This is a genomic window from Mesorhizobium sp. Root102, from assembly GCF_001425625.1.
In the GTDB taxonomy this organism is placed as follows: domain Bacteria; phylum Pseudomonadota; class Alphaproteobacteria; order Rhizobiales; family Rhizobiaceae; genus Mesorhizobium.
In genome coordinates this window covers 125784-143384 of sequence record NZ_LMCP01000005.1, presented here as the reverse complement: position 1 = coordinate 143384, position 17601 = coordinate 125784, and the positions used below count along the sequence as shown (strand labels likewise).

The 17601-nt window shown below is 63.8% G+C and carries 13 protein-coding genes; 7 read left to right on the top strand and 6 right to left on the bottom strand.

Going from position 1 to position 17601, the window contains the following annotated elements; genetic code table 11:
• Nucleotides 1–43: 43 nt before the first annotated feature.
• Nucleotides 44–1390, bottom strand: a complete 1347-nt coding sequence (locus ASD12_RS07205; RefSeq protein ID WP_056583349.1) for an O-antigen ligase — start codon at nucleotides 1388–1390, stop codon at nucleotides 44–46.
• The gene (locus ASD12_RS07200) at nucleotides 1359–2357 is read right to left on the bottom strand and encodes a glycosyltransferase (protein ID WP_056583347.1); all 999 of its coding nucleotides are present in this window, start codon (nucleotides 2355–2357) and stop codon (nucleotides 1359–1361) included. The genes ASD12_RS07205 and ASD12_RS07200 overlap by 32 nt, the downstream gene beginning before the upstream one ends.
• A 171-nt stretch (nucleotides 2358–2528) precedes the next feature.
• On the opposite strand from ASD12_RS07200, the gene ASD12_RS07195 reads away from it, so the two are divergent.
• Genes ASD12_RS07195 through ASD12_RS07185 form a run of 3 tightly spaced genes read left to right on the top strand, consistent with a single transcriptional unit; the run spans nucleotide 2529 to nucleotide 5418 of the window.
• Nucleotides 2529–3701, top strand: coding sequence for a glycosyltransferase family 4 protein (locus tag ASD12_RS07195; RefSeq protein WP_056583345.1), 1173 nt, complete (start codon nucleotides 2529–2531; stop codon nucleotides 3699–3701).
• Nucleotides 3698–4492 carry a WecB/TagA/CpsF family glycosyltransferase gene (locus ASD12_RS07190; protein WP_056583339.1) on the top strand — a complete coding sequence of 265 codons (795 nt, stop codon included), beginning with the start codon at nucleotides 3698–3700 and terminating at the stop codon, nucleotides 4490–4492. The genes ASD12_RS07195 and ASD12_RS07190 overlap by 4 nt, the downstream gene beginning before the upstream one ends.
• The gene (locus ASD12_RS07185) at nucleotides 4489–5418 is read left to right on the top strand and encodes a DUF6492 family protein (RefSeq protein WP_056583337.1); all 930 of its coding nucleotides are present in this window, start codon (nucleotides 4489–4491) and stop codon (nucleotides 5416–5418) included. The genes ASD12_RS07190 and ASD12_RS07185 overlap by 4 nt, the downstream gene beginning before the upstream one ends.
• On the opposite strand, the gene ASD12_RS07180 is transcribed toward ASD12_RS07185, so the two are convergent.
• Nucleotides 5415–6710, bottom strand: a complete 1296-nt coding sequence (locus tag ASD12_RS07180; protein WP_056583335.1) for a lipopolysaccharide biosynthesis protein — start codon at nucleotides 6708–6710, stop codon at nucleotides 5415–5417. The two genes, ASD12_RS07185 and ASD12_RS07180, sit on opposite strands and share 4 nt — an antisense overlap.
• 198 nt (nucleotides 6711–6908) lie before the next feature.
• Here ASD12_RS07180 and ASD12_RS07175 point away from each other — a divergent pair, with 198 nt between their 5' ends.
• From ASD12_RS07175 to ASD12_RS07160, 4 genes are all read left to right on the top strand, one after another.
• Entirely contained in the window at nucleotides 6909–9533 is a 2625-nt protein-coding gene (locus ASD12_RS07175) for a Wzz/FepE/Etk N-terminal domain-containing protein (RefSeq protein ID WP_056583333.1), read from the top strand.
• A gap of 180 nt (nucleotides 9534–9713) precedes the next feature.
• On the top strand, nucleotides 9714–10613 hold the full coding sequence (folD, locus tag ASD12_RS07170; RefSeq protein WP_056583330.1) for a bifunctional methylenetetrahydrofolate dehydrogenase/methenyltetrahydrofolate cyclohydrolase FolD: 900 nt from the start codon (nucleotides 9714–9716) through the stop codon (nucleotides 10611–10613).
• 56 nt (nucleotides 10614–10669) lie between these two features.
• Entirely contained in the window at nucleotides 10670–11632 is a 963-nt protein-coding gene (locus tag ASD12_RS07165; RefSeq protein ID WP_013530232.1) for a GlxA family transcriptional regulator, read from the top strand.
• Nucleotides 11633–11757: 125 nt separating this feature from the next.
• Nucleotides 11758–13419, top strand: coding sequence for a VWA domain-containing protein (locus ASD12_RS07160; RefSeq protein ID WP_056583326.1), 1662 nt, complete (start codon nucleotides 11758–11760; stop codon nucleotides 13417–13419).
• Between the two features lie 65 nt (nucleotides 13420–13484).
• Here the strand turns inward: ASD12_RS07160 and edd are convergent, their stop codons facing one another.
• From edd to zwf, 3 genes are all read right to left on the bottom strand, one after another.
• The gene (gene edd / locus ASD12_RS07155) at nucleotides 13485–15308 is read right to left on the bottom strand and encodes a phosphogluconate dehydratase (protein WP_056583324.1); all 1824 of its coding nucleotides are present in this window, start codon (nucleotides 15306–15308) and stop codon (nucleotides 13485–13487) included.
• A 71-nt stretch (nucleotides 15309–15379) separates the two neighbouring features.
• Nucleotides 15380–16096, bottom strand: coding sequence for a 6-phosphogluconolactonase (gene pgl, locus ASD12_RS07150; protein ID WP_056583323.1), 717 nt, complete (start codon nucleotides 16094–16096; stop codon nucleotides 15380–15382).
• Nucleotides 16078–17547, bottom strand: a complete 1470-nt coding sequence (zwf, locus tag ASD12_RS07145) for a glucose-6-phosphate dehydrogenase (RefSeq protein ID WP_056583321.1) — start codon at nucleotides 17545–17547, stop codon at nucleotides 16078–16080. The genes pgl and zwf overlap by 19 nt, the downstream gene beginning before the upstream one ends.
• Nucleotides 17548–17601: the final 54 nt, after the last annotated feature.

Sequence of the window (17601 nt, the reverse complement as noted above, 5' to 3'; positions counted from 1 at the left end):
AGGCCTTCACATAGACGCTGGCGCTTCCCTAGGGAAGACCCCGTCAGGACGAACGGGAAGATCGTGCACCGCGATCGGGATCACGCACTGCCATCGGCCGCAGCGAGACTTGCCTGAGGCCAAGCACGCCGAGCACGAAGAACAGCCAGACCGGGTCGCCGCGATGGAAGAAGAAGCTTTCGAGGAAAGCGTTCAGCGCCGTGAACAGCACTACCATCATGAAGAAGTCGCCGAGAAAGATGTTCTCCCTGCGCAGCGGAATGCGCATGTAGTCGCGCAACGGCGCGATGAGGAAAGTATAGACCGCCACGCACAGTGCCGGAATACCCATCAGTACGGCGATGTCGAGATAGCCGTCATGACCGTGTACGATGGTTCTGATGTCCCACGGCCGGTCGAAGGGCTGGTCCTGGTTGAGCAAGAGCGGGGTGCCCCAGAAGCTCTCATAGCCGTAGCCGATCCATGGCTTCTTCGCCAGCATGCTGCCGGCGAACTCCCACAGCGTCGTGCGGCCGGTATAGGTCATGTCGGGGAAATAGATCGCCGCCAGATGTTTTATCGGCGGCAGGAAGACGATGCCCAGCGTGCCGACCGCCGTGGCGATGATCGCCAGGGCAAACAGGATCGGCGTGCCAAGCCGCATGCCTATCAGGCTGGGGAACATCACAATCAGGATCGAGAACGGCACCAGGCCGGCCGTTGTCTTTGAGCCGGTGTGCAGCATGAAGATCATCGCCGCGAAGAAGATCCCGGCGCCCCAGTACCGCTGCCCGCGCCGGTAGAGGTACAGGCCTGAGAAGCTGAGGCAGGCCATGATCGGGCCGGCGATGTTCTTGTGGGTGAACACGCCGCGCCACAGGCCGGCATGTTCGGGCTCCTGTGAGTCGGCGGTGTGCATCGCCTCGTGCGGAAAGACGATGAGGCCGAGATAGGAAAGGCCCATGACCACGACGGCGGTGAAGATGATGACTTTTGAGAAGGCCTCGGCGTCGCGCGGCAGCACCAGGATCGTCGCCATCGTCAGGATGCCGATCAGGGTGAAGGAGGCGGCGCGCATCGCCGAAGGCGGATCGGTCGCCAGGATCACCGACAGGAAGAAGAAGCCCAGCATCAGCATCCAGGACGGGCTGAGCAGCGAGCGCACCACGCGCGGATCGGCAAAGGCCATCAGCGAGAAGATCGACATGGCTCCAAGCGAACTGAAGCCAAGCTGGTTGACGATGTCGCCGCCTTGACCGGTGAGCTCGGCGCCGGCCGGCTGGAACGGTCGGAACGACACCATGATGACGGTGAACAGCAGCGCGGCAATGGCAGTGGCCACGCCTTCGCGCGTGAACGCGGCGCCGAGCGGGGCGCGCTCAGTTTTTCTCAGGCTGGCGGTATTGCTCATTGGCATATCCGAATTCGGCCAGCACGCGGCCCAGCGCCACATGGACGGGATAGATGGCGATTGCCGGTGATCCGGTTCGCGCCAGCCGCATCAGGCCGCGAAATGGCGAGGCGGCAAGCAGCGCCAGGCTCTTCAGCAACACCTTGGCGTTGGCCAGTGGGGTGCCGGCGCGTTTCTTCTTTTCGACCAGTGTCGAGATGACGCCGTTGCGCAGGCTGCGGGCACGGATCCAGTCGGCTTCGACACGCCGGGCCGGAACGGTTTCTTGCACTTGCGCTTCAGCGCACCAGCCAAGCACGAAGCCGCGCTGCGCCGCCCGGCTCAGGAAATCGGAATCGCCGCCGCCCATGAAGTTGAATTTCAGATCGAGAAAGGGCGGGCCCATGGCGACCAGCACGTTGCGCCCGACCAGAAGATTGCCGGACGAATAGAGCGCAGGCACGCGCCCTGTTTCCCGGTAGGGAGGCGCGAACACCGGATGCTCGGCCCATCGCGCATGGGCGGGATCGGCAAACACGGGCACCTGCGGGCCGCCGACGATATCGGCGCCGAGTGTCTCCGCCGCCTTGCACATCCGTTCCAGCCACTGCGGATCGGCGATCTCATCATCGTCGATGACCAGCAGGTGCCTGAAGTTCGGGAATTGCAGGATCGCTGTCTGCCAGCCGGCATTGTAGGCGCTGCAATTGCCGCGCTCCTGCGCGATGATAACCAGACCTGACATCTCGCCGCGCTCGAACAGCGGCAGTGCCGCCTTGGAGCCGGCACGCGCCTCGGCTTCGTTTTCCATGACGATGACGGCAAAGCGCCTGCCGGTTTGCTGCGCGCGCAGCGACGCCAGTGTTTCCAGCACCTGCTCGGGCCGCTTGAAGGTCGGCAAGGTGACGACCGCTTCGACGGCCTCGACATCAAGCCGCGGCGATCGTCCAGCGATCGATACCGAACCGTCCGATGGCAAAGGGATCATCCGTGTCCAGCCACATGGTGAGTTGGGCTCTGGTAGCACCACGGTGATAAGGTTTCGTTAATCACCTTGCACTGAGAAGCCCGCCAGGCAGGGGCTTTCGGCCGTCGAATGTGCTGGCTTAATCAAGGGTTCACCGCACTTTGCTACCGGCTACACCACTGGATAGGTGAGATGCATCTGCTGTTCGCCACATCAATCGTGCCCGACGGTGCTCTCGCCTCGGGCTACGAGATCGCCAACGCTGCGATCATCGCCGCCTTGCGGCGCGCTGGCGCGCGCGTCACGGTCATCGGCTTCACCTGGCCGGGGAAACCCGCGGCCGATCCCGAAAACACCGTGGTGCTGGGTGCGATCGACGTGCGCACGGACAATGCCTCCGCACTGCAAAAGCTGGCCTGGGTCGGTAAGGCGCTGCTTTCGGGCCTTACCTTTGCGTCGGTCAAGTTGCGCGCGGTGTCCGACGGCGATGTACTAGCTGCTGTCGAGCGCGCCGGACCGTTTGACGGCTACGTGCTGAATTCCGTGCAGTTCGCAGGCGCCTTCGAAAAGCTGTTCTCTGACCTGCCTTCGATCTTCGTCGCCCACAATGTCGAGCATCTTTCGGCGCAGGAGAATGCGGCTGCCGCCGACAGCCTCTTCCAGCGCCTGCTGTTTCGCCGCGAGGCAAGGTTGCTCAAGACCGTGGAAGAGCGGCTCTGTCGCCGGGCGCGTTTCGTCTTCACGCTGGCCGAGGAAGATCGCGCGGCACTCGGTGTCGCCTCCGACGACCGCTCGGCGGTGCTGCCTTTGGTGACCGGTGCTCAGGCGCCAACTCCGAAAGGCCCGCGCCACATCGACTGCGATGCAGCGCTGATCGGCACCTGGACCTGGCAGCCGAACCGCATAGGCCTCGACTGGTTCCTGGGCAAGGTCGTACCGCATCTACGCTCCGGTTTCCGCATCCGCGTCGCCGGCAGCATGCCTGCCGGCGTCACGTCGAAGCATCCCGGTGTCGAATTTGTCGGCCGTGTGCCCGACGCGCAGGCTTTCGTGCGCAGCGCTGCCGTCATCCCATTGATCAGCACCGCCGGCAGCGGCGTCCAGTTGAAGACCATCGAAACCTTCGAACTCGGCTTGCCTTCGGTCGCCACCAGCCGTTCGCTGCGCGGCATCGATCATCGCCCGGCCAATTGCGTCATCACCGACGATCCCGCTGCCTTCGCCAGGGCGTTGGAGGCTGCGGCGACCGACATCCGCGACGTCGACGGCAGCGCATTCCGTCGTTCGCAAGTCAAGGCGCTCGACGCCGCCATCCGGCTCGGCCTCGAAAAGCTCGAGCCTGTCAGGCAGGAGGCGTTTGCATGAACATGCATTCCGCCCGCGCCGCGTTCGGGCTCGACAAGCTGAAGACGATCCTTGGTATCTCGGTGGTTGCGATCCGCTGGGACGATGCCATCGTCCTGCTGACCCGCCTGATCGCCGAGCGGCGTTTCACCAAGGTCAGTTTCCTTAACGCCCACAACGCCAACATCGCCTATACCGACCCGGTCTTCGCCGAGGCGCTCGATGATTTCCTCATCCTGCCCGACGGCATCGGTGTCGATCTGGCGGCGAGACTTCTCTATGGGGCGCCGTTTCCAGACAATCTCAACGGCACCGACTTCGTCCCCGCCTTCCTGCAGGCCTCGACGACGCCGCTGACGGTCGGGCTGCTCGGCGCGACGCGCGTCAACGCCGAAGCGGCGTCGATCAAGCTGGCGGCGCTGGCCGTGCAGCACAGCTTCGTGGTGATCCACGACGGCTATTTCCCCGCTTCGCAGGAATCGGAAATCGTCGACCGGATCGCCGCGCTGCGGCCGGACGTGCTTCTGGTCGCCATGGGCGTGCCACGCCAGGAATTGTGGATCGAACGCCATATCGACGCGCGCCACTGCACGCTGCCGATCGCCGTCGGCGCGTTGCTCGATTTCCTGAGCGGCTCGGTGCCCCGGGCACCCCTGTGGATGCGCCGGCTGCGGCTCGAATGGCTGTTTCGGTTGGCTGTCGAACCGGGCCGCCTGTGGCGCCGCTACGTGGTCGGCAATCCCCTGTTCCTGCTGCGTGTTGCCGGGCAGAGATTTTCGCGCGCATCCGAAGCTGCGAGGGACGGCCAGTGAACAGCAGGTTCCTTCCAGGCACCGCTGTCGAACCAAGCCCCGTTCGGCAGACACCGACGGCGGCAATAGTGACGGCAAGCTACGCGCCCGATTTCGAGCGCTGCCGCCTGCTGTGCGAGACACTTGATCGCCACGTTTCCGGTGCGGCGCACCACTATATTTTGGTCGAACATCGCGATGTCAGGCTGTTTCGCCAATTGGAGGCCGGCCATCGCAGCATCGTTGATGAGCGTGAATTGCTGCCGCGCTGGCTGCACGCCTTCGACGATCCGCTCAGCCTGTTTCGCCGGCGCGTCTGGCTCAGCCTGAAGACCCAGCCGCTGCGCGGCTGGCATGTGCAGCAGCTGCGCCGCATCGCGATATCAGCGCACGCATCCGAAGACGTGCTGATCTTCTGCGATTCCGACGTCGCCTTCCTGAAGCCCTTCGACTGCGGCGCCTTCTGGCGTGACGGCAAGGCGCGGCTGTTTCGCCGTGACGGCGTGCTGGCGAACGAAGGTTACGAAGAGCATCGCATCTGGTCGCGCAACGCCGGCGCGGCACTTGGCATCGACCCGTCCCGGACATCGATCCACGACTACATCTCGACGCTGATCGCCTGGCGTCGCGACACCGTGCTGGCCATGTGCGGCGAGATCCAGAAGGTCCATGGTCGCAACTGGGTCGAGGTCGTCGGCTCGGCGCGCAAATTCTCCGAATGCATGATCTACGGCCGCTACGTCGATGATCTGCTGCAGGGCGCCGGTCACTTCCACGGTTCGGAAGAATTCTGCCGGGTGCACTGGACCGGCGAGGCGCTGTCGGATGACGAGTTCCGCCACTTCGTTGCTGACATGGCGCCGGAGCAGGTGGCGATAGGCATGCAGTCCTTCATCGGCACCGATATCGGCCGCATCCGCCGTCTGATTGGGCTCGATCGCTCTTAGATAGCTTTCGCCGGCTTGCGCATCGCCGAATAGGTGAGCAGCGTCGAGGCGAGATACAAAAGCAGGAAGACGACATTGAGCGACAGCACCAGGTTCGGCGTGTCGAGGATGGTCGTCAGCACATAGGTCAAAAGCAGCGCCTTCAGCCCGGCGAGCAGGCCCAGATTGAGCGCCCGCACCAGCGTCTGGCCGCGCGCGAACAAAAGCTCGGCCTGGTATTCGACCAGATTGCGCAGCCCCGGCACGCAGATCGCCAGCACGACCAGCGGCGCGGCCTCGGCGACATTCTTGCCAAGCGCGTTGGGGAAGAAATGCAGCACGATGCCGAGCGTCAGCAGCGCCAGCGTCGACACCGCGAACACGCCGCCTTCAATGCCGCTCTTGACCGCCAGCCGCGACAGCATTTCCGGCGCGCGCATCATGCGCTGCACCAGCATCATCGAGAAAGTGCGGATCGGAATGGCCGTCAGGTCGACCAGCCGCATGATGATGGCGTAGATACCGGCCAGATGCGGGCCGCCGATCGCCAGAACCAGCAGCTTGTCGAATTCCATCTGCAGGTAGAACAGCACTTCCGCGCCGGCCACATAGATGGAATCGGCCAATCGCCGGAGATAGAGCTCGATGCGCAGCCGCAGCCGCTGGCGTGGATAGAAGAAGCCGAAGGCAATCAGCAGCGAGGCGGCGTTGGCGCCGATATAGAACCACGACCATATCCAGACGCTGTGTTGCGCCCAGAACATGAACAGCACCGCGCCAAGCGCCCGCAGCGCCGTCGCCAGGATGGCCAGCAGCGCGGCGCGGCCGAACTTGCCCAGACCGTTGTTGACGATTAGCGCCACCTCCACCGGCCGCCACAGTAGCGCCTCGGCAAAGACGATTGCCGCAAACACCGACAGCGGCACGGTGTCGGCGAAGAAAATCAGATAGACGCCGAACGAGGCCGCGGCCAGCAGCGGCAGCGACAGCACGCCGAGCAGCAGGAAGCCGGCGGTGAAGGTGCCGATCAGATTGGGGCGGATGGTGGCGGTGCGGTAGAGCGCCGAGATGAAACCGAAGGCGAGGATGCGCGACAGCATGACGCCGGCCGCCGATGCGGTGGCGAACATGCCGAACTCGGAAATGGACAGCGTGTTGGCCAGTGCGATGAAATAGGCGAGTGAAAACACCAGTCGCCCACCGGCGCCGCTGATCGCCGAGAAATAGTCGCGAAGCAGCCCCCGTCGTTCGGCCAAAAAAGTGCCGATCCGGGCGAGGGGCCGCCTTTGCGGTATATCACTGGCCTGCGTCATGTCTCATGGAGAGCCTAGGCCGGAAAACTTAACGTGCCGTTCTGGAGCCTGAGGTTGCGTCGAAAATAGATGCAATCGAAGAGGGAAACCGCAGGCTCGGCGCGGGAAAATTAACCTTTTGTTTTCCATGCCTGTTTAGCGTGGCTTAACGAATGGCCAATCGCCGTTTGCAGGTCGCCAAGGGTAAAGTTCCAGACGATGGTCGACAGGGAAAATCGCGAAGACTGGAAGCGCGAGCGCTCGTTGCTGGCGCTTGGCCAGGCTGTGCGCGGCGACGAACCCGACGCGTCCCTGGTCTCGATCGGGGATCGGGCAGACCCGTCATGGCGCGAGGATGCCGCCACGCGCCACCGCCTTGCCCGTTCGCAGCGCGAAACGCGGACGAACCCGAAGCTGTCGGATCCGGTTTCAACAGACGGATATCAGGCTGGCTATGGACCCGCTTCGTCAGCGCAGGTGACGCCCGAACGCGGTCTGTTCGCCGACGATTTTTCAACTGCCGGATCGGCCTCATCGGCCCACGCGCAAACCACGTCACGGGCAGGAACTGTTGCTGCCGAAATCGCAGGCGCCCATCGCTCCGATCGGGCCTCCGAACGCTACCATTCAGGCGACGCGCCGACGTCCCACAACGATGGCGCCGACAGCCAGCAATGGAAGCCGCTGATCGATCCGATGCAGGTGGTCCGCGGTGTCGGCAAGTCGAAGCTGCTGATCGTGACGACAACGATACTGGGTGCCGCGCTCGGCATTGCCATCGCGCTGTCGACGCCGAAGAAATACGAAGCCACCACCGAACTGATCGTCGATCCGCGCGACCTGAAGCTTACCGATCGCGATCTCACCCAGTCGGTCGTCGCTTCGGACGCGACGCTGGCCATCGTCGAAAACCAGGTCCGGGTGCTGACGTCAGGCACTGTTCTCAACAAGGTCGTCGACAAGCTCAATCTCGTCAACGACCCGGAATTCAATGGGCAAGGCAGCGGCGGCCTCAGCGTCATGTCGCTCATCCGCTCCGTCCTGTCTCGCAATGACGGGCCGGGGGGTGTCGACGACACCCGCCGCCGTGCGCTGGCTGTCGGCAATCTGGCTGAGAGCCTCTCGGTTGAGCGCGGCGGCAAGACCTTTGTCATCACCGTCAGCGCCACCACGCAGAATGGCGAGAAATCGGCTCTGATCGCCAACACGATGACGGATGTCTTCCTGCAGACCTTCGGCCAAATCCAGTCCGATACCGCAGGCCGCGCCACCGACGAACTGACGGCAAGACTGGACGAGCTACGCAAGGGCGTCGAGGCGGCGGAGCGCAAGGTCGAGGATTTCAGAGCCACGCACGACCTTGTCGATGCGCAAGGCCACCTCATCAGCGACGATGAGATGCTGAAGCTCAACGAACAACTGTCGGTTGCCCGCGCCCGCACGCTGGAACTCAATGCCCGGGCGGCCTCGGCGCGTTCGGTCGACGTCAACTCGGTTCTCACCGGTACCTTGCCGGAGGAGATCAACTCCAACACGATGAGCGACCTGCGTTCGCAATATGCGTCGCTGAAGCAGGAAGCTGACCGCGCCGCCATCCGGTTCGGCCCGCGTCACCCCGAACTCCAGGCCCTCAATGCCCAGATTGCCGGCGCACGCGACCGCATCGCCGCGGAGCTGCGCCGCATAGGCTCGTCGCTGCAGGTCGACCTCAAGCGTGCCGTCCAGCTCGAACAGGATCTCGCCTCTCGTCTGGCTCAGCTCAAGGTCCGCAGCGGCGACGTCAACAGCGATCTGGTGTCTATGCGCGAACTGGAGCGCGAGGCCTCCGCCAAGCGTTCCGTCTACGAGCAGTATCTGCTGCGCGCCAAGGAGACCGGCGAGCAGAAGGACATCAACACCGCCAACATCAATGTGATCTCGAAGGCCTTCGCGCCGCTGGAGCCGAACGGGCCGTCGCGGGTCGTGGTGGCGCTTGCCGGCCTGTTGCTGGGCTTTGCCTCCGGCATTGGCCTCGGCGCCATGCGTGGCGCCTATGAGAGCCTGCGTGACACAGCCAATTCGCGCTCGCGCCGCGACCGCGGCATGGACGAACGCCGGACGCCCTACGAGGACAAGCCATATCGGGCAGCACCCTCGGCACCGCCACAACCACCAGTACCGCAGCCATCGACACCCCCGCCTGCACCGCCACCACCTGCGCCACCGCCGGCAGCACCACCACCTGTCCAGCAGACTGAGATCGCGCCGGACGAAGGCCCCGGCCGGATCCGTGCGCTGCTGTCGATGCTGGGTAAGGCCGTGTCCCGCAAGCCGTCCCCGGATGAGCCCTTCGATACCGAATGGGTCTCCGCTGAAAACGTGAAGCCAACGCAAGATCCAGCGTACCCCGCCTATCCCCAGTCGGCGCCGGCCTTTGCGCCTAGGCAGCAGGTTGCGGCAGCCTACCCACCGCCACCGCTGCCTTTCCAGCCCGGTGGCCATGCCCCCCATCCGCAGCAGATGGCGCAGCCGCCATTGCCTCCGCAGATAGTGCCGCAGCGACCATATTCGGGCCCGCAGCTCTATCCCTACGCGCAGCCATTGGGCTACACGCAGCAGCCCGGCCATCCCTATCCGCAGTCCATTCCGGCCCCCAATGCCGGACAGCAGCCCTATCCGCCTCAGCCTGCTTCTGAGTCTTATCCGCAGCCGCCCATCCCGCCTCAGCAATCGGTGGAGACGCCGCGGACCAAGGCGGATGTCGAGCAGCAGGCGCCAATCGAGGAAATCCGCGCCAGCCTGCGCGAATTCCGCGAAGCGGTCCGCGAACTGACCGAGAGCCGCGCGCGCCGCAGGTATTTCTGAGCCACAAAATTCTTCGCGGCGCCATACAAAAACATGCCGGTTTCGCGTAAGCGGCATGGGAAGGCGCTTTGGCGGGATTGCGTGTTGGAATTTTCGTGAAAATGCCAGGCTGTGAAAGATCGAAAAGCGCGTCGCTTCCGGAAGCGACGCGCTTGGGCATTTTGGTGTTGAGGATGGTCCATGGCCGAAATGATTGATGGTAAGAGCGTCGCCGAAGATGTGGTGCGGACGGTCAAGGCCCTGACGGCCGAGCTGGTTGCCAAAGGCAAGGCAAAGCCCGGTCTTGCCGTGGTCATCGTCGGCGAGGATCCGGCCAGCCAGGTCTATGTCGCCTCCAAGTCGCGCACAGCCAAGGAATGCGGCTTTCATTCCGTCCAGCACACGCTGCCGGCCGAAACCTCCGAACAGGCATTGCTGAAGATCATCGGCGACCTCAACGCCGATCCGGCCATCAACGGCATCCTGGTGCAGCTTCCGCTGCCGGCCCATATCGACGCCGGCAAGATCATCCAGACCATCGCGCCGGAAAAGGATGTCGACGGCTTCCATTTCATCAATGTCGGCAAGCTTGGCACCGGTGAACTCGAGACCGCCTTCGTGCCCTGCACGCCGGCCGGCTCGATGCTTTTGATCGAGCGCGTGCGCGGCAAGGACCTGTCCGGCCTCAATGCCGTCGTCGTCGGCCGCTCCAACATCGTCGGCAAGCCGATGGCCAATCTCTTGCTTGCTGCCAACTGCACCGTCACCATCGCCCACAGCCGCACCAGGGATCTGCCGGCACTAGCCCGCACCGCCGACATTCTTGTCGCGGCCGTCGGCCGGCCGGAAATGATCAGGGGTGATTGGGTGAAGCCCGGCGCCACCGTTATCGATGTTGGCATCAACCGCATTCCGGCGCCGGAAAAGGGCGAGGGCAAGTCGCGCCTTGTTGGCGATGTCGCCTATGCCGAAGCGGCCAAGGCCGCCGGCGCAATCACGCCGGTGCCCGGCGGTGTCGGGCCGATGACCATTGCCATGCTGATGGCCAATACGTTAGCCTCTGCCTACCTTGCGGCCGGATTGAAACGGCCGTCCTTCTGACCCGCCAGAAAGCCGCAGCTTTGCCGAACCCCACTATTCCCTTGGAACGGCCGGCCATGACCGATCCCGTTCAAGGCGGCCGGCAGTTCGCTTTCCTGCTGGTCGACAAGTTCTCCATGTTCTCGCTGGCCGCGGCGATCGACACGTTCCGGTCGGCAAATCGGTTGCTCGGCCGCGACTTCTATGGCTGGACCACGGTGTCGGCCGACGGCGATCCGGTGATGGCCTCCAATGGCCTGCCGCTCAAGATCGACTACGCCGTTGCCGACCTGCCGCCGGTCGACATCCTCTTCGTCTCGGTCGGGCTGACGACGGAATTTCCCGGCAAGAGCAAGGTGCTGGCGGCTTTGCGCAGCTGGGGCAGGCGTGGCAATGCGCTGGGTGCCTTGTCGGTCGGTTCCTACCTGCTGGCCGAGGCCGGCCAGCTCGAAGGCTATCGCTGCACCATCCATTGGGAAAACCGCGCCGGCTTCGTCGAACGCTTCCCCGACATCAACTGCACGGGCAACGTCTTCGAGATCGATCGCAAGCGCTATACCTGCGCCGGCGGCACCACCTCGATCGACCTGATGCTGGAAATCGTGCGCGGCGATTTCGGCTCGAACCTCGCCAATGGCGTCGCCAACCAGTTCCAGCACGAACGCATCCGCTCGGCCGGCGACCGCCAGCGCGTCGGGCCGGAACGTGACCTGACCGGCAAGTCGGAGAAGCTCAGGCGCATCGTTGAACTGATGGCCGACCACCTCGACGAACCGCTCTCGGCCGTGCAACTGGCCAAATCCGCCGGCCTATCGGTGCGCCAGGTCGAGCGCCTGTTCCTGCGCCATCTCAGCGTCACGCCCGGCCGTTATTACATGCGGCTGCGGCTGGAGCGGGCGCGCGAATTGCTGCGCCAGACCAACATGCCGATCCTCGACGTGGCGATCGCGACCGGCTTCACCTCGCATTCCTACTTCGCCCAGAGCTACCGTCTGCAATTTGGCAGGCCGCCCTCGGAAGAGCGCCGCACGACCTACTGAGCGGATTTTCGCTTTCGCCGAAAAGTTTGGCATTCGGCCCCTCCCAGCCTTGCCCGGACTTGTGTCCTGACGCCGCGTCAAATAGCTTTCCCGCCCGGATCAGGGGCGGATTTGAGGAGATATCGATGGCGGGACTTGCACGGAGCGTCGCTGCGGCGATCCTCCTTTTGTCGATGACGACATTCGGCTTTGCCGCAAACAAGGTCATCATCATTCTCGATGCCTCCGGCTCGATGTGGGCGCAGATCGACGGCAAGCCCAAGCTCGAAATCGCCCGTGAATCGCTGAGGTCAGTGCTTCAATCGGTCCCCGCCGACGATGAGATCGGCTTCATGGCCTATGGCCATCGCGAAAAAGGCAGCTGCGACGATATCCAGTTGATCGTGCCGCCACAGGCAGGTTCGGCGAGCGCCATTTCGGCCGCCGCCGACAGCCTGAAATTCCTCGGCAAGACGCCGCTGACGGCGGCCGTCAAGCAGGCGGCCGAAGCGTTGAAATACACAGAGGACAAGGCGACCGTCGTGCTGATCACCGACGGACTTGAAACCTGTGGCGGTGATCCTTGCGCGCTCGGCAAGGAGCTCGAGGCGTCCGGCATCGATTTTACCGCCGACGTCGTCGGCTTTGGTCTGACCGCCGACGAGGGCAAGCAGATCGCCTGTCTTGCCGACAACACCGGCGGCAAATACATCCAGGCGTCTGACGAGAAAGCGCTGCAGGAGGCGCTTGTCGAGACCGTGGCGGCGCCAGCGCCGGCACCTGCTCCTGAACCGGCGCCCGCACCTGCCCCCGAGCCTGCCAAACCGGAATTCAACTTCATGCCGACGGCAGTGCTTGCCGAGGGCGGTGATCCGGTCACCGACGGCAATGCCTGGGAAGTCTACAAGGCAAAGTCCGACGGCACGCGTGGCGACAACGTCACCACCGAATACGGCGCCTACAAAGCCAATCTGGAACCGGGCGATTACGTCATCGTCGCGCGCGACGGCGAGGCCAAGGTGGAGCAGAAGGTAAAGATCGAGGCAGGCCAGGTCGCCAAGCCAGTCTTCACCTTGAATGCCGGCACGCTCATCATTCATCCGCGACCAAGCGCGGGGGCTGATGTTGTCGATGGCGCGGCTGTCGTGATCGACTACCCGGGTGCCGACAACCCCGCAACCTACTATGGGACCACCAAGATCGTGTTGCCGGCCGGCGACGAGAAAGTGACGGTCACAATCGGCCAAGGCGTGGCTTCCGAGTCGATACCGCTCGCTGCGGGCAAGACGGTCGAAAAGGACATCATCGTCGGCGTCGGGCATATCGTTGCCAACGCCTACTATACCGCTGGCGGCGACAAGGCCGACGGTTCGGGCATCGGCTTTAAGGTGTTCAAGGCGAAAAAGAAGATCGACGGGACTAGGGAAGAAGTGACTTATGCCTATGGTCCCGACAGCAAGTTCGATCTGCCGCCGGACGATTATGTATTGATCGCGACGGTCGAGTTGGCAGAGGTCGAGCAGCCGTTCACGGTGAAGGCCGGTGAGTCTCAGGACGTGAAAGTGGCCATGAATGCCGGCGTGCTGGCAATCACCGCCGCGCCCGGCGCCTCGAAGATCGAGATTTTCGAGACGAAGAAGGACATCAACGGCAACCGCAAGTCGATCGGCTATAATTACGACGCGAAGTTCCAGACCACGCTGCCAGCCGGCGACTACGCGATTGTCGCCGACACCTCCGAGAACGGCTCAAAGGAAGGCACGGCTACGGTCAAGGCCGGCGAACGCGTCGAGGTCACCGTCAAGTAACTGCCTTAACCCATGAAAAAGGGCGGCCACGAGCCGCCCTTTTTCATGGGCAGGACGGTGGTCCGTCAAGCCGTGCCGAAGGCGCTGGCGCCATGGTCGGCGCGGCCGACCAATTGCCGGAACCCGGCAAAAAGCTCGCGGCCGAAACCGAATTCATTGCCGATGAGATCGGCTTCCGCCGTACGGCGCAGTGCGAATTCCGGTGCCGGCACAAACACTTCCAGGGTGCCTGCATCGGCGTCCAGCCGGATGATGTCGCCTTCATGGATTCTAGCAATAGGCCCGTCCTCGACCGCCTCCGGCGTCACGTGGATCGCCGCCGGCACCTTTCCGGAGGCGCCCGACATGCGCCCGTCGGTGACCAACGCCACGCGCTGGCCGCGATCCTGCAGGATGCCGAGCACGGTGGTCAGCTTGTGCAGTTCCGGCATGCCGTTGGCCTTCGGCCCCTGGAAGCGGATGACGGCGATGAAATCGCCGGTCAGCGTGCCGGCCTTGAACGCGTCATTCAGCCCTTGCTGGCTATCGAAAACCTTGGCTGGCGCCTCGATGATGCGCCGCTCCGGCTTCACGGCGGAAGTCTTGATGACGGCGTGGCCGAGATTGCCCGACAGCACCTTCAGACCGCCGGTTGCCTGGAACGCCTTGTTGAAAGGCGCCAGCACCTTCTCGTCGCCGCTTGTCCGCGGCGAGGCTTCGCGCACGACGCTGCCGTCGGCACCAAGCTTTGCCTCGACCGCGTAGGGCCGCAGGCCTTCGCCCCAGACCGTCTGCACATCCTCGTGCAGGATGCCTTCGTCGAGCAGTTCGCGGATCAGGAAGCCGAGCCCACCGGCGGCATGGAAATGGTTCACGTCGGCGAGACCGTTCGGATAGACCCGCGCTAGCAGCGGCACCGCTTCCGAAAGATCGGAAATATCCTGCCAGGTAATAGTGATGCCGGCCGCCGCCGCCATGGCGATCAGGTGGATGGTGTGATTGGTCGAGCCGCCGGTGGCATGCAGGCCGACAACACCATTGACGATCGAGCGCTCGTCGATCATCCGGCCGACCGGCGTATAGGCGTTGCCGAGCGCGGTGATCGCCAGCGCCCGCTTCGTCGCCTCGCGGGTCAAGGCCTCGCGCAGCGGCGTGCCTGGATTGACGAAGGATGCGCCGGGCGTGTGCAGGCCCATGATCTCCATCAGCATCTGGTTGGAATTCGCCGTGCCGTAGAAGGTGCAGGTGCCCGGCCCATGGTAAGACTTGGACTCGGCCTCCAGCAGTTCGGCGCGACCTGCCTTGCCCTCGGCATAGAGCTGGCGAACCTTGGCCTTTTCGTCATTGGGCAGGCCGGTCGTCATCGGCCCGGCCGGAATGAAGACCGCCGGCAAATGGCCGAAGGTGAGGGCTGCAATCACCAGCCCCGGCACGATCTTGTCGCAGACGCCGAGATAGACGGCAGCGTCGAACATGTTGTGCGACAGGCCGATCGCCGCGGCCATGGCGATGACGTCGCGCGAAAACAGCGACAGCTCCATGCCGGGCTGGCCTTGCGTCACGCCATCGCACATTGCCGGCACGCCGCCGGCCACCTGGGCGATGCCGCCGGCTTCGCGTGCCGCGTCCTTGATCAGCGCCGGAAAGGTCTCGAACGGCTGATGCGCTGACAGCATGTCGTTGTAGGAGGTGATGATACCGAGGTTAGGCACCTTGTCGGCGCCCAACGCCAGCTTTTCCGAGGGGCTGCACACCGCAAAGCCGTGCGCAAGATTGCCGCACGACAGCACGGCCCGGTTGGCGGTGCGGTTCGATGCCTCGGCGATGCGGCCAAGATAACGCTCGCGGCCTGGCTTTGAACGCTGGCGGATGCGTTCGGTGATGGCTTCGATATCGCGTCTGGCGGTCATGGCGTCGGTCCTTTCAGGCGAGGTCCCGGAACACAATCCGGCTGTCCGCCGGGACCCTCAGCAAGTTCAATTCAGGGAGCCCAGAAAACCTCTACGGGCTTGCGCGCGGCATCGAGCACGGCGCGGATTGGCTTTCGCGGTCCAGGTGCCACCGCGCTGTCGAAGGCGGTGCGCTTGTCCTCGCCTTCGATGTGCAACGCGGTGAAACCGGCATCGACGATGCGCGCCAGCGACAGGGTCAGCCGCGGCTCGCCCGCACTTGCCGCATGAACCGGCAGCACGATCCTGTTGGAGGACGGGTCGAGCAATCTTGCCAGGTCATCGGCATCGGGAAAGAAAGAAGCGGTGTGGCCGTCCGGTCCCATGCCGAGCACGACGACGTCGAGCGGCCAGGGCAGTGACTGGAGCGCTGCATTGTCGGAGGAAGCCGCATCCTCAATGCTGGCGGCTTCGTGGTAGAGCGGCACGAAACGAGCCGCCTTGGCCGCGTTCTGCAGCAGATTGGCGGCCACCAGGCCGGCGTTGGAGCGCGGCGAGGAGGCCGGCACGAAACGTTCGTCGACCAGCGTCACGATCACCTTTTCCCAGGCGATGGGTATCGCCGATAGGGCGGCGAAGAATTTTGCCGGCGTAGTGCCGCCGGAGACGGCGAGCAGCCCTGTGCCGCGCTCGGCGATTGCCTTGGTCAGGCGGCCGGCGACATGATCGGCGAGGGCGGCCGCCAGCTCTTGGCGCTTGGCGAAGCCGTTCCAGCTATAGGCGGCGCTGTTCAATTGCTCTCGTGCCATGTCCGCCCGTCACGTTCGATCAGCGCTATCGAGGCCGAGGGACCCCAGGTGCCTGCCGTATAGCCCTGCGCTTCCTGTCTGGCGCTTTCCCAGGCGTTCTGGATCGGGTCGATCCATTTCCACGCAGCCTCGACTTCGTCACGGCGCATGAACAGGGTCTGGTTGCCACGGATGACATCCATGATCAGCCGTTCGTAAGCGTCCGGCGCGCGGCCGTCGAAGGATCGCGCGAAGCTCATATCGAGCGAGATCTGACGCAACCGCATGCCGCCCGGACCCGGATCCTTGATCATGATGAACTGCTTGACGCCTTCGTCGGGCTGCAGCCGGATGACCAGCTGGTTGGCGAAGATCGGACCGGCGCTGTCGCCGAAGATCGAATGCGGGATCGGCTTGAATTCGATGACGATTTCCGAAACCCGGGTCGCCAGCCGCTTGCCGGTCCTGAGGTAGAACGGAACGCCCGCCCAGCGCCAGGTGCCGATCTCGGTCTTGATAGCGACGAAGGTCTCGGTGTTGCTGTCGTGGGCAAGCTCCTCGACATAGCCCTTTACAGCTCCGCTGGCCGAGGCGCCTGCGCGGTACTGGCCACGCACGGTGTGCTTCGGCGCCTCGTTGCCGTTGATGCGCTTCAGCGCCCGCAGCACCTTCAGCTTCTCGTCGCGCACGGCGTCGGCGTCCATCGACGACGGCGCTTCCATGGCGACGAGACACAACAGCTGCAGCATATGGTTCTGCACCATGTCGCGCAGCGCGCCGGCCTTGTCGTAGTAGGTGACGCGGTCTTCCAGCCCGACGGTCTCGGCCACGGTGATCTGCACATGGTCGATATGGGCGGAGTTCCATAACGGCTCGTAGAGCGCGTTGGCAAAGCGCAGCGCCATCAGGTTCTGCACCGTTTCCTTGCCGAGATAATGGTCGATGCGGAAGATCTGGCTTTCGTGGAAATCGTCGCCGACCAAGTCGTTGAGCGCTTGCGCCGAGGCAAGGTCGCGACCGATCGGCTTCTCCAGCACGATGCGGGAGTTCGGCGTGATCAGATTGTGCTCTTTCAGCTTGTGCGAGATATCGCCGAACAGCGCCGGCGTCACCGCCAGGTAGAAGGCGCGGATGCAGTCGCTGTCGCCGATCGCCTTCTTCAATTTGTCGAATCCGGCCCCGCTTGTTGCATCGGCCGAGACATAAGAGAGGCGCGCCAGGAAGGTCTTCAGTTCCTTGGCGTCGATATCGGCCGGTTTGACGTGCTCGGAAATCGCTTGGCTAGCGAAGGCCCGGAATTCCTCATCGCTCATCTTCGAGCGTGACGTGCCGATGATGCGCGTCGGCTCGGAGAATTGATGATCGCGCTGGCGATAGTAGAGCGACGGCAGAAGCTTGCGCTCCGACAGATCGCCGGTGCCGCCGAAAATGATGAAGTCGAACGGGTCGACGGGGATGATCTGGCTGGTCATGGTCTGTCCGCTTTGACGCCGGTCGCTGTGACGCGGCTGATATAATCTAATCGA

What these genes read in the sequence shown, in the direction of transcription:
- ASD12_RS07205 (WP_056583349.1), bottom strand. Translation starts at nt 1,390, where the DNA reads ATGAGCAATACCGCCAGCCTGAGAAAAACTGAGCGCGCCCCGCTCGGC.
- ASD12_RS07200 (WP_056583347.1), bottom strand. Translation starts at nt 2,357, where the DNA reads ATGATCCCTTTGCCATCGGACGGTTCGGTATCGATCGCTGGACGATCG.
- ASD12_RS07195 (WP_056583345.1), top strand. Translation starts at nt 2,529, where the DNA reads ATGCATCTGCTGTTCGCCACATCAATCGTGCCCGACGGTGCTCTCGCC.
- ASD12_RS07190 (WP_056583339.1), top strand. Translation starts at nt 3,698, where the DNA reads ATGAACATGCATTCCGCCCGCGCCGCGTTCGGGCTCGACAAGCTGAAG.
- ASD12_RS07180 (WP_056583335.1), bottom strand. Translation starts at nt 6,710, where the DNA reads ATGACGCAGGCCAGTGATATACCGCAAAGGCGGCCCCTCGCCCGGATC.
- ASD12_RS07175 (WP_056583333.1), top strand. Translation starts at nt 6,909, where the DNA reads ATGGTCGACAGGGAAAATCGCGAAGACTGGAAGCGCGAGCGCTCGTTG.
- folD (WP_056583330.1), top strand. Translation starts at nt 9,714, where the DNA reads ATGGCCGAAATGATTGATGGTAAGAGCGTCGCCGAAGATGTGGTGCGG.
- ASD12_RS07165 (WP_013530232.1), top strand. Translation starts at nt 10,670, where the DNA reads ATGACCGATCCCGTTCAAGGCGGCCGGCAGTTCGCTTTCCTGCTGGTC.
- ASD12_RS07160 (WP_056583326.1), top strand. Translation starts at nt 11,758, where the DNA reads ATGGCGGGACTTGCACGGAGCGTCGCTGCGGCGATCCTCCTTTTGTCG.
- edd (WP_056583324.1), bottom strand. Translation starts at nt 15,308, where the DNA reads ATGACCGCCAGACGCGATATCGAAGCCATCACCGAACGCATCCGCCAG.
- pgl (WP_056583323.1), bottom strand. Translation starts at nt 16,096, where the DNA reads ATGGCACGAGAGCAATTGAACAGCGCCGCCTATAGCTGGAACGGCTTC.
- zwf (WP_056583321.1), bottom strand. Translation starts at nt 17,547, where the DNA reads ATGACCAGCCAGATCATCCCCGTCGACCCGTTCGACTTCATCATTTTC.